Raw genomic sequence first — 10,814 nt, forward strand, 5'->3', positions numbered from 1 at the left:
GTAATGGATTACATTTTTAAAGATTCAGATAATATACATGAAGGAGTGTAAGCGAGAATGAAATTAGGTGTATTTACCGTATTATTTTCTGATAAAAATTTTGAAGATATGTTAGGTTATGTTTCCTCTAAAGGAATAGAGGCCATTGAAATAGGTACAGGGGGATATCCTGGAGATGCTCATTGTAAAGTGGATGAGCTATTGGGTGACGATGCTAAATTGCAAAGCTTTAAGCAAAAAATTGAGGATTATGGATTGATTATTAGTGCACTAAGCTGCCATGCCAATCCCCTTCATCCACAGAAGAAAATTGCTGACCCCGCTGACGAGGTTCTCACAAAGAGTATTGTTCTGGCTTCAAAACTAGGCGTCCCTGTTGTGAATACATTTTCTGGCTGTCCGGGTGATCATGAAGGTGCCCTTTATCCAAACTGGCCGGTTACGCCTTGGCCCCATGACTTTCAAGAGGTTTTGAAATGGCAGTGGGAAGAAAAGTTAATTCCGTACTGGAAGGAAAAAAATGATTTCGCACTGGCCCATAATGTGAAAATCGGCTTAGAGCTGCACGGGGGGTTCTCCGTCCATACACCAGCCACCATGCTGCGATTAAGGGAGGCTTGCGGACCAGCAATCGGAGCAAATTTAGATCCGAGTCATATGTGGTGGCAGGGTATTGACCCGATTGAAGCGATAAAAATACTTGGCCGGGAAAATGCCATCCACCATTTCCATGCGAAGGATTCCATTATCGACCAGCAGAACATGAATCGTAATGGCCTTACTGACATGACCGACTACTCCCAAATGCGCGACCGTTCATGGTATTTCAGATCGGTTGGATTTGGACACGATCAAAAAACATGGGCAGATATCATTAGCACACTAAGACTCTATGGATATGACTATGTTGTAAGCATCGAGCATGAAGACGGCCTAATGTCCATCGAAGAAGGATTCACAAAAGCAGTCGAAAACTTAAAACCTATTATTGTAAAAGAATCTATTGGGCAGATGTGGTGGAGCTAGCTGAGGTTCTTGGTCCGCGGGGCGGGCGGGGGCGGTGGCGCGGGTGCGGGCGGGGCACGGGGACGGTTCTCTTGGTCTTTTTTTGGCAGGGGCACCAGCGGGGGCACAGGGACGGTTCTCTTGGTCTTTTTGGCGGGGGCACCGGCGGGGGCACAGGGATGGTTCTTTTGTCCCCGAGACCATAAGAATATTATGCACCCCCATGTCCGCCCCCTGCCCAGCCTTAACTGCATAAAAGAGCATAACAAAGGGAGAGGACATTTTAGCACCTCTCCCTTTTCACTATTAGTTTTCATGGGGCGTGACCATGAGAACCGTCCCCACGGTCTTCCCACGGTCTTTTTATTTCCACTTCCTTTTGAATTTAAAAAATTCCTGCAGGTAGCCGTAAACGGATACTGGTGACATAATTATTTGGTAGCCAAGGAAGTAACATATAAAGCCTGTTATATTTTTTCGGATTCTAAGTTTTAACCGTTTGAATACATAATTTTTTTGATAGATATATAGAAAACTATAACTAAGAAGTGTTAACGGCAAAACAAATAATGTGGCGGGGCCAACAATCAGGTAGTTTCCAAACATCGCCAAAATCAGTCCGGGAATCCAGCAAAGTGTAAAGGTTAAATCCAAGTAAGGCATGATAAAATTAATTCCCGTCATATATTTCACATAAATTTGTGGCTGCCTCCAAGGCTTTACTTCATGTAATCCTTCAATCATCCCTCTTGCCCACCTGGCTCGCTGCCTTACCAAATGTTTAAAGGAGCTAGGAACTTCTGTAAATGCCACAGCACATGGCTCAAAGTAAACCTTCCAATTTCTTTGGAGCAGACGCCACGTTAAGACGATGTCTTCCCCGATAGCATCGGGCCAGCCTCCCACATCATTTATGCATTCTGTCTTGTATAAACTGTAGGCACCTTGGGCTACCAAAGTTCCCTGATATAGCCCTTGAAGTCTTTTAATAGAGGCGATGCCCAAGAAATAATCCCATTCTTGAATTTTAGTCAATAAATTGTCTCTACTGTTTTTAGCTAAAACACTGCCTGCGACAGCACAAACCTCCTCTGGGCTTGACTTCATTCTTGATACTAGATAGCGGATAGAAGAAGGATGAAGCAGCGTATCCGCATCCAGGGTAATAAAAAAGGGAGTGGAAACAGCCTTAAGTGCATGATTCAGCGCGTGAAACTTCCCTGGTTTATTCTCATGGATCAATTTAATGTCAATGGACAATTTCTTCTTTGCTCTTCTTACCTCATCAACCGTTTGGTCCGTCGAGCAGTTATTTATGACGGTTACCGATATTTTACCCGAATAATCTTGTCTATCTATATATTGCAGCGTTTGAAAAATCTTGTCTTCCTCGTTATGTGCGGCAATTAGTATCGTGATGTCATCGTGTGGGTTTTCATATTTAGAGGGAGGCTGGCGATCTAAAATTAAGCTAATTACTAGAAAAGCGTTCATATAACCCGGAATGTATGCAAGACCGCCAATTATCAGCAGCGCAAGCGGATAGGAAACATGATAGGCTAAATCCCTTAGCCAGGGATGAGCTATATAAATTGAAATACATAACCATAAAAGAGCAAAACAGTGACTCAGCCAAAACTTCCCTACCACTGGGATATATATCGATTTACGCGGAATCTCTACTTGTGAATCAATGGGCTTTTGTTTAGGTATCATACATTATGCACCTTTCACAGTTAAATTTATAAACTCACCATTTTTCTACGATTTTCTCTTTGATTCCCAAAAAATTGAAATATTAAATCAGTTATTCGACAAGAACCAAATCAATTCCTTCAAAAAAAGATAAATTACCCATGACATTGTACCTATTTATATCGACAAAATTCGATGGAGGTGGGCACGGGGGGCATGGGGGGGGCATGGGGACGGTTCTAGTGGTCACTCGGACTGTTGTTACAGCGCACGGACACCGGGACGGTTCTCACGGTCTCAAGGATTTGTTCCAAAAAACCATCCCTGTGGTACACAAAAAGGGCATTACTGTTGTCCAGTAATGCCCCTTAGGTATGCAGTTGATTATTAAATTACAATAAATGACCATGAGAACCGTCCCCATGGTCATGGACACCCAAGCTTATCGAGCGTGCATGTCGTTTGGATGGGAGCCTCTGCGTCGATCGCGGTTAAGTTTGGTGATTTGCTCCATTTCACTTGATGACAGTTCGAAGTCAAAAACGTTAATGTTTTCTTCGATTCTGGATGGTGTTACGGATTTCGGGATGGCGATGGTGTTGTTTTGTAAGTGCCAGCGCAACACCACTTGTGCTGGGGATTTGCTGTGTGCCAGAGCGATACTGAGAATCACTTCATCTTTTAGCACCTCGCCTCCCTGCTCAAGCGGGCTCCATGCTTCTATAAAGATATTATGCTTTGCACAAAACTCTTTTAACTCGTTCTGAGCTAGGTACGGGTGACACTCAACCTGATTCAATACCGGCACGACTTCACATTCTTTTAGAATGCGCTCTAAGTGTTCAATTTCAAAGTTACATACCCCAATTGCCTTCACCCGGCCATCATGATAAAGCTTTTCTAAAGCCTTATAGGTATCAACATATTGATCAAAGTTAGGCGTTGGCCAGTGAATCAAGTATAAATCAACATAATCAAGCCCTAATCGTTCCAAGCTTTCATCAAATGCACGTAATGTTTTTTCATAGCCTTGGTCCGCATTCCAGACTTTGGTGGTAATGAATAACTCTTCGCGAGGAACAGAAGACTCAGCAATCGCACGTCCTACACCCTTTTCATTTTTATATATCATCGCTGTATCAATAGAGGTGTAACCAGTTTTTAGTGCGATCGCTACTGCCTCTGTCGCTTGATCATCAGGAACCTGCCAAACACCAAATCCCAGCTGAGGCATTTTCACGCCATTATTTAAAGTAACAAATTTCATGGTACATTCTCCTTTACATTTCATATGTATTAACCTTTGTAATCGTATCACAACTGTTATTATATGCACCATTTTTTGCCTTTCTATTCACCGTTGTGGGACGCGGGGACGGTTCTCGTGGTCATAAATGACCAAGAGAACCGTCCCTCTGGTCTTTCCCACTTAATGGAAATATGTTTTTGAAAGATATGGAGAGAATACATATGTCAGATGGAAGACTACTACATATTAAACATTAGGAGTGTACAGATGATTCCATTAAAAGGTAAAAACGCGATTATTACGGGAGCTGGCAGAGGAATTGGCCGTGCAACGGCAATTGCTTTAGCCAAAGAAGGCGTCAATCTTGGCTTAATTGGATTAAATATGTCTAATCTAGAAAAAGTGGCGGCTGAGTTAGAAGCCTATGATGTTAATATTTCTGCAGCTGCCGCCGATGTCGCAGATTTAACGTCCGTTCAACATGCGGTTGAACATATACAATCAGACCTAGAATCTATCGATATTTTAATTAACAACGCAGGGATTGCTAAATTTGGCGGCTTTTTAGAGTTATCCCCTGAAGAGTGGGAAAACATTATCCGAGTGAACGTAATGGGAGTTTACAATGTTACAAGAGCGGTCTTACCGGGAATGATTGAGAGGAAATCCGGTGATATCATCAACATTTCTTCCTCAGCAGGGCAAAAAGGCGCTCCCGTTACAAGTGCCTATAGTGCATCCAAATTCGCAGTCCTAGGGCTGTCAGAATCGCTCATGCTAGAAGTAAGAAAACACAATATCCGTGTGACCGCACTAACACCAAGCACAGTCGCCACAGACTTAGCCTATGATACAAATCTGATTACAGGAGATGCTGAAAAAGTAATGCATCCGGAAGATTTAGCCGACCTGATTGTCTCAGGATTAAAGCTACATCCAAGAGTTGTCCTAAAAACGGCAGGGCTCTGGTCAACGAATCCATAAAGGGGACGTGGGGACGGTTCTCGTGGTCATGACCACGAGAACCGTCCCCACGGTCTTTTCTTAAGCCGCAACATCCCTGCGTGTAAAGAGAAGCCAAGAAATCAAGTTGAATACTAAGAAATAAATTACGAGCACGCCTATAGAAAAGGACAAGGTCATTCCCTCTTGGAAAGGACGTCCAGCTAAATACTGGGTGAGATCCGTGTTGGCGAATAACAGGTACTTACTCCATTCAAAACGCTGCAGGGCTTCCAGGACAATATTACCTGCGAACAGGGCGCCGATCGAAAACCCGATTGCCATGGCACTGCTCCGAAAAGCGGACGAAATTGTAAAGGCCATGGTTACGTACATGACCGTAGATATTCCATTAAGCATATAAGTTTTCCACAAATTAAGGACCATATTCCTTTCGATGATTTCCCCTTCTCCATTCATACTGATCAACTGTAAATCCATATAACCAAAACCGTATAAAATTCCGTTTACGAGAATGGATAGGACAAATAGTGTGAGGAGCAGCAACATACCGAACATCAGAAAAGAGATATACTTGGAAACGAGAATTTTGACCCTGCTAGCTGGTCTGATCAAGAGCAGCTTAATTGTGCCGGTTGAAAATTCCCCTGCCAGACTGTCGCCTGCTATGATGATAGTAAAAATGGTAATAACAATCATCAGATTGGCCGAACCGTTCACGCCATCCCACATGGTACCGTCTGTGGAGCGAATATTCTCCTCCAAGTGATATTCGTTGACTGCAAGCTGCTGCTCAAAATACGCTCGGTCATCATTACCCAGCTCTGGCTGCTTCAGAATTTCGCTATATTGCTGATTCTGCTGCTGCAGTTCTGTCCTCCAGCCCTCGCCTTCCGCCTTTTTGCCACCGGAGTGCCATTCGATAATGTTAACAAATAGTATTAAAGCAGCCATAAGTCCAACCAGAATCCAGGTTCGTACCCGCCGGTAGATCTTCATATTTTCATTGAGTACTAGATTAACCAATTTGTCTTCCCCCCGTAATTTCCAAGAATCGTTCTTCTAGAGTCTGGCTAACCATCTGGACACCATAGATCCGAATATGGTTCTCCATTAGACCAACTAAAATTTCAGGGATGCGTTCCCTCTCGGTTGTAACTTCAACGAGTCCATCCTGAATAAGTTTGACTTCCACAACCCCGTCCATCTCACTAATGGCCGCCAACGCCTTCTCCGGCGGCTGTGCTTGGATTTGATATGTTTGTGTTCGATCGTTCCCTCGGGTAAATTCCTGAATCGGCATTACCTCAACCAGCTTGCCGCGCTGCAGGATAGCTACACGGTCACACATAAGCTCCATCTCGGATAGTAGATGGCTGGAGACAACCACACTGATTCCTTCCGTACGAGTCAAATGCCGCAAATAATCGCGCAGCTCGCGAATTCCCGCCGGGTCCAGACCGTTTGTCGGCTCATCGAGAATGAGCAGCGACGGCCGGTGCAGCAGTGCCTGGGCCACTCCTAGACGCTGGCGCATGCCAAGAGAGTACTTTTTGACTTTGTCGTGAATGCGGTCTTCTAGCTTAACCAGCGACACCACTTCGTCAATCCGCTCCCTGGATACCCCTGGCACCATTCGAGCGTAATGAATAAGGTTCTGGTATCCAGTTAGATATTTGTACATTTCCGGGCTTTCCACGATGGCGCCGACATGGCGGATCGCTTGCTCAAATTCCGTTTTGATATTTCTCCCCTTAATCAGGACTTGCCCCTTGGTAATTGACATCAGTCCAACAATCATGCGGATAGTGGTCGTCTTTCCAGCTCCGTTCGGACCTAAGAAACCAAATATTTCGCCTTTTGGTACATCAAATGTAAGGTCATCGATAATGGTAGTCCGACCAATCACTTTGGTAACATTACGTAAGCTGATGATAGGTTCGTTGTTCATACATGTACCCCTTTTTATAAATTTAATTATTTTTATTGCCAAAATGAATTTAACACATTTTTTATTGTTTTACAATAAAATATTATTGTATTTAATTACATCCTTATCGTTTAGACGATAATATCCAAGGTGACCACGGGGACGGTTCTTGTGGTCATTTCAAACCACAAGAATGTACCGCCCTCCGAAATTCAGAGTGAAAATTTTCGAGAGGTTTGAAAAAAAAAAGGATTGTTGGATAATAAGCCTAAAAAATGTTATTCTGTTAAATTAAAGCTGGATGTATTAATCTTTATAATAAGAATAGGCCCTTCCGAAACGAAGCAGCCCCCTTCATTTTGGGATAACAACCCTCCCTACTTTTATCTCCTTATGGAAAAAAGCACTCCTAGAGGATGGTGAATCCCTGAAAAAACCGAGAGGACGGCCATCCATGTCTGACACTGCTAAGAATAAAAAAGTCAAACAAGCAAAAGAGAGCGAAATGACATATAAACAAAAGTTAGAAAGAGAAAATGAACTTTTGCGTTTAGAGGTAGAATACTTAAAAAAATTGCGAGCTTTACAGATGGATCCGGAAGGCTATCTCAAAAAGCACAAGCAGCATTATCATTCGAACTCAAAGAAACCTTCAAACTAAAAGTGTTTATACAAATAGACTGCATTCCTATGAGAGCTTTTTCGAATTACTGCAACCAGAAATGTATTAGGGAGAGGCACTGTGCTCATACGAGGAGTTAAAAGAAGAGAATTGAAGAGTATTTCTAATATTAGGAAAACAAGCGCATAAAGCAAAAATGGCAGGCATGTGCCCGGTTCAATACGGTACCATACCTGCCAATTTGGATCTAAAAAACTCTGATGGACGCGGGAGGGACCTGGGGACGGTTCTCGTGGTCATAAATGACCACGAGAACCGTCCCCACGGTCTTTTTACCACGAAACTACAACCCACTCATCCATCTTTTCAATGGAATAATCATCACCAAATTCCTCCGGACCAACCAATTGAACACTCTCACCCGTCTGAGTCACTTGTTTAATCCCTTCGATGATCTTTCCTGCATCCTCACCTTTATCTGCCATCAAGTCACATAGAACATCGATATGGTTTGGCGCTGCACTTGCCACTCCGGTACTCATACCGACGAGCACCTCTCCATCTCTCACAATCGCAAATACATCAGAATTCGGAATCGCATAAAGGGCTGCCCCATATTTCACTGCAACATCGATCCAATCCTGAAACTTCACATCTTGCATCATATTCATATATTTCTCATTTTCAATCATAATAAAATCCTCAGCAGGTGTTTCTACCTTTTCATTCACCAGGAATTCAGTAGGTTTCTCTGCTAAAAATGAACTTTCGGTTCCTGTCATATAAGAATTTGAAATCGAACTCTGTGTTTCAACATTCTCACTTACAACTTGAGTGCTCGCAATCATTTCATTTTCTTTGATCGTTTTGGTTTCTCCCAAGGTGATAGTTTGTGGAGCTAATTGATTAGCAGTATCTACCTTACTCTCTGAAACATCCTCAGCAGAACATGCTGTCATTACTAACAAAAGAGTAGTCAAAATTAATCCACGTTTCATTTTCTATTACCTCCCAAAATGATCTCTACTATAATTAACGTTTCAATTTTGAAAATGTTCCCTATTTTCCTGAAAATGGTACATTAGTTGCAGTTTTTATATTCCACTACTCAATCTTTATGACTGTTTTTTTAATAGATGACTCCCACTTTAGAAGAAAACCGTATAATTAACAAACAACTTAGAGAGGGGAACAGAACGTTGATAGGCAAGATTAGAAAAATTTTTGGATTCCTTTTGATTATTACTTCGCTCATTTTTGGAGCTGCGGCAGTAGGAATGGGGTATGGCGGACCCATTTTACCGATCATTACAATGTATCTACTAACTAGCGTTTTACCGTTACTACTAGCTATCTTCTTATATGAAGGCAAAAAGGCTTTTATGTTTAATATCGCTAGTTTCAAGTCTTTATTCATACATCCAGGTATTCGAATCTATGTACTCATTACAATTATTACTCCTTTATTGCTTAATATTCTAGACACCATAGGGTTTAATAATTTGGACCGTTTATCAAGCCCAGGGGATGTTTATTTTCAGAATATATCTGTAGATTGGCTGGGTTATACCTCTGTGTTTGCTGGACTGGCTGCATTCATGTGTTTTATAGGCATCTTTGTGGCAGGTTGGAAGAAAAGCAGGAAAACCGTTAAATCAACGTTTATCATCACGCTTGCCTTATCGGTCACTATTTCAATCATGCTTCATAACGACTACAAAACCATTAATCAGGATGGGCTTTTGATTAGTACATTAGGTAATAAAGAAAATATTGCATGGTCTGAAGTCAAACAAGTAAATCTAAAAGGAAATATAACAAGTGACGGATTTAGCAGAAATTCCGGCAGCAGTTTTAAGTGGAAATTTGTATTTCTCTTAAAAAATGGTGAAACAGAAGAATTTGGTCCTTTTAGCTACTCCAAATATACCCTAGAAGACTCCCTACATATTAAAGACCTTCTAGCTGACAAAAATATCCCCATCACCACCGATCAATTAAACGCAAAAGAATGGGACTTTGTCGAGATAGACATGGACTATGAAAAAGACGCAAATCCAGAAGACTTTTATTCTATGTTCAAAGAGTGACCATGGGGACGGTTCTCCTGGTCACTTTTTTTGTGATGACCAATAGAACCGTCCCCACGGTCACTATCGCCTTAAAAGCAATTTCACCCATACTCGCACCATCTTCTGCCAAATCCTTACTCCCAAATCTTCCTCTCCCGTCTTACAAGCAGTTTTTATAACACCCCCTATTATATTTTCAAAAAGCCAGGATTGCTTGGACTCTTCATTTTCTGGACTCCGTGTTTGGTCAACTAACCACTACGTTTCAAAAAGACCGGCAGAACCGTCCCCACGGTCACCAAAAACTTCCTCTACCTCCGTTCGCAGGACAGCCAACAGCGGAAAATTACCTGAGTGGCCTAGGCTTTCTACAATCCCAGTATAATACCACTTTTGCTGTTCACGTCCCCGCTTGAACTTATCCCAGGCTTTTTCTCCCATAGTTTGAAGGTCAACTTTGATTGACCGCAGATTATGTATTTTATCCGCACAGGCAGCCTCTCGAATGGAAAGTGCCGCACCCTTCAAAAATTCATGCGTATGCTTCTTTCTGACTTCCCAGCTCTCGTCTTTGTTCGGTTCCGTGCAGCCCTGAACAATCATCAGCACCTCCGGACCGAAAAGATCCAGGATTTCCTGTTCCGTTGTTTCGGTATCCTCTAACGTATCATGAAGAATTCCAGCAATGATGACTTCTTCCTTACAATTTGCCTTCATTAAAATCATCCCCACTCCATAGGGATGGCTGATATAGGGAATATCTGTGCCCTTCCGGTACTGCGAACGATGGGCCTTTGCGGTAAATTCAATCGCCTGATCAAGCTTATTCATTAGTCCACTTCCTTTCTATGTTCTTAATTAATTATCTCTCATATGGAAGATTCAGTGCACTTTTTTACATTAGTACCCTTTATTACTATAACCTCTTCTCGACAAATTTCATCCTGCTAAGGACGTGCAAACCCTTTGTTTTCAACATGTAACGCGATTTCAATCAATCGATTAATTAAAAAACATTATACTAATCAAACGTTTGATTAGTTAGCGTTCAAACCCTTTAGTTAGTAGAACTTTTCTAATTTATCAGGCAAAATTTTGTCATAAAAAAATGGTGATTTTAAAAATAATCGTTAAAACTGATAATAGAAACCAGATAGAGACAAGTCCTGACAACAATCTGCAAGCTGCAGTACGAATCAAACGTTTGATTAAAAGCGCATTAAACGCATGAAAAACATAATCCTTCACCTATTTCCCGGAGAATATTTTGTCGAAGAT

10 protein-coding genes are annotated in these 10,814 nt (G+C 42.0%); 4 read left to right on the plus strand and 6 right to left on the minus strand.

Features of this window, described 5'->3' with window-relative positions; translation table 11 throughout:
- Positions 1 to 57 precede the first annotated feature (57 nt).
- On the plus strand, positions 58 to 1,026 hold the full coding sequence (locus tag SFC47_RS17360) for a sugar phosphate isomerase/epimerase family protein (protein WP_411255569.1): 969 nt from the start codon (positions 58 to 60) through the stop codon (positions 1,024 to 1,026).
- 342 nt (positions 1,027 to 1,368) lie between these two features.
- Here the strand turns inward: SFC47_RS17360 and SFC47_RS17365 are convergent, their stop codons facing one another.
- Both SFC47_RS17365 and SFC47_RS17370 read right to left on the minus strand, forming a co-directional pair.
- Positions 1,369 to 2,721 carry a glycosyltransferase family 2 protein gene (locus SFC47_RS17365; protein ID WP_411255570.1) on the minus strand — a complete coding sequence of 451 codons (1,353 nt, stop codon included), beginning with the start codon at positions 2,719 to 2,721 and terminating at the stop codon, positions 1,369 to 1,371.
- A gap of 421 nt (positions 2,722 to 3,142) precedes the next feature.
- Positions 3,143 to 3,967 carry an aldo/keto reductase gene (locus SFC47_RS17370; RefSeq protein ID WP_411255680.1) on the minus strand — a complete coding sequence of 275 codons (825 nt, stop codon included), beginning with the start codon at positions 3,965 to 3,967 and terminating at the stop codon, positions 3,143 to 3,145.
- 249 nt (positions 3,968 to 4,216) lie between these two features.
- Here SFC47_RS17370 and SFC47_RS17375 point away from each other — a divergent pair, with 249 nt between their 5' ends.
- Positions 4,217 to 4,933 (plus strand): 3-ketoacyl-ACP reductase, encoded by a 717-nt coding sequence (locus tag SFC47_RS17375; protein WP_411255571.1) that lies wholly within the window; start codon positions 4,217 to 4,219, stop codon positions 4,931 to 4,933.
- 60 nt (positions 4,934 to 4,993) lie between these two features.
- Here the strand turns inward: SFC47_RS17375 and SFC47_RS17380 are convergent, their stop codons facing one another.
- Both SFC47_RS17380 and SFC47_RS17385 read right to left on the minus strand, forming a co-directional pair.
- A complete protein-coding gene (locus SFC47_RS17380; RefSeq protein WP_411255572.1) occupies positions 4,994 to 5,938 on the minus strand; it encodes an ABC transporter permease in 945 nt (314 codons plus the stop codon).
- Positions 5,931 to 6,863 (minus strand): ABC transporter ATP-binding protein, encoded by a 933-nt coding sequence (locus tag SFC47_RS17385; RefSeq protein WP_411255573.1) that lies wholly within the window; start codon positions 6,861 to 6,863, stop codon positions 5,931 to 5,933. Before SFC47_RS17385 ends, SFC47_RS17380 begins: the two co-directional genes overlap by 8 nt.
- Positions 6,864 to 7,296: 433 nt before the next feature.
- On the opposite strand from SFC47_RS17385, the gene SFC47_RS17390 reads away from it, so the two are divergent.
- A complete protein-coding gene (locus SFC47_RS17390) occupies positions 7,297 to 7,503 on the plus strand; it encodes a hypothetical protein (protein WP_411255574.1) in 207 nt (68 codons plus the stop codon).
- Between the two features lie 293 nt (positions 7,504 to 7,796).
- On the opposite strand, the gene SFC47_RS17395 is transcribed toward SFC47_RS17390, so the two are convergent.
- A complete protein-coding gene (locus SFC47_RS17395) occupies positions 7,797 to 8,462 on the minus strand; it encodes a hypothetical protein (protein ID WP_411255575.1) in 666 nt (221 codons plus the stop codon).
- A gap of 201 nt (positions 8,463 to 8,663) precedes the next feature.
- On the opposite strand from SFC47_RS17395, the gene SFC47_RS17400 reads away from it, so the two are divergent.
- The gene (locus SFC47_RS17400) at positions 8,664 to 9,554 is read left to right on the plus strand and encodes a hypothetical protein (protein ID WP_411255576.1); all 891 of its coding nucleotides are present in this window, start codon (positions 8,664 to 8,666) and stop codon (positions 9,552 to 9,554) included.
- A 240-nt stretch (positions 9,555 to 9,794) separates the two neighbouring features.
- On the opposite strand, the gene SFC47_RS17405 is transcribed toward SFC47_RS17400, so the two are convergent.
- Entirely contained in the window at positions 9,795 to 10,367 is a 573-nt protein-coding gene (locus SFC47_RS17405) for an HD domain-containing protein (protein ID WP_411255577.1), read from the minus strand.
- Positions 10,368 to 10,814: the final 447 nt, after the last annotated feature.

Origin of the sequence: Neobacillus niacini (assembly GCF_046591715.1) — a bacterium.
Taxonomy (GTDB): domain Bacteria; phylum Bacillota; class Bacilli; order Bacillales; family Cytobacillaceae; genus Neobacillus; species Neobacillus niacini_L.

Excerpts from the sequence above, each read along its gene's own strand:
- SFC47_RS17360 (WP_411255569.1), top strand. The coding sequence starts at position 58 with ATGAAATTAGGTGTATTTACCGTATTATTTTCTGATAAAAATTTTGAA.
- SFC47_RS17365 (WP_411255570.1), bottom strand. The coding sequence starts at position 2,721 with ATGATACCTAAACAAAAGCCCATTGATTCACAAGTAGAGATTCCGCGT.
- SFC47_RS17370 (WP_411255680.1), bottom strand. The coding sequence starts at position 3,967 with ATGAAATTTGTTACTTTAAATAATGGCGTGAAAATGCCTCAGCTGGGA.
- SFC47_RS17375 (WP_411255571.1), top strand. The coding sequence starts at position 4,217 with ATGATTCCATTAAAAGGTAAAAACGCGATTATTACGGGAGCTGGCAGA.
- SFC47_RS17385 (WP_411255573.1), bottom strand. The coding sequence starts at position 6,863 with ATGAACAACGAACCTATCATCAGCTTACGTAATGTTACCAAAGTGATT.
- SFC47_RS17390 (WP_411255574.1), top strand. The coding sequence starts at position 7,297 with ATGTCTGACACTGCTAAGAATAAAAAAGTCAAACAAGCAAAAGAGAGC.
- SFC47_RS17395 (WP_411255575.1), bottom strand. The coding sequence starts at position 8,462 with ATGAAACGTGGATTAATTTTGACTACTCTTTTGTTAGTAATGACAGCA.
- SFC47_RS17405 (WP_411255577.1), bottom strand. The coding sequence starts at position 10,367 with ATGAATAAGCTTGATCAGGCGATTGAATTTACCGCAAAGGCCCATCGT.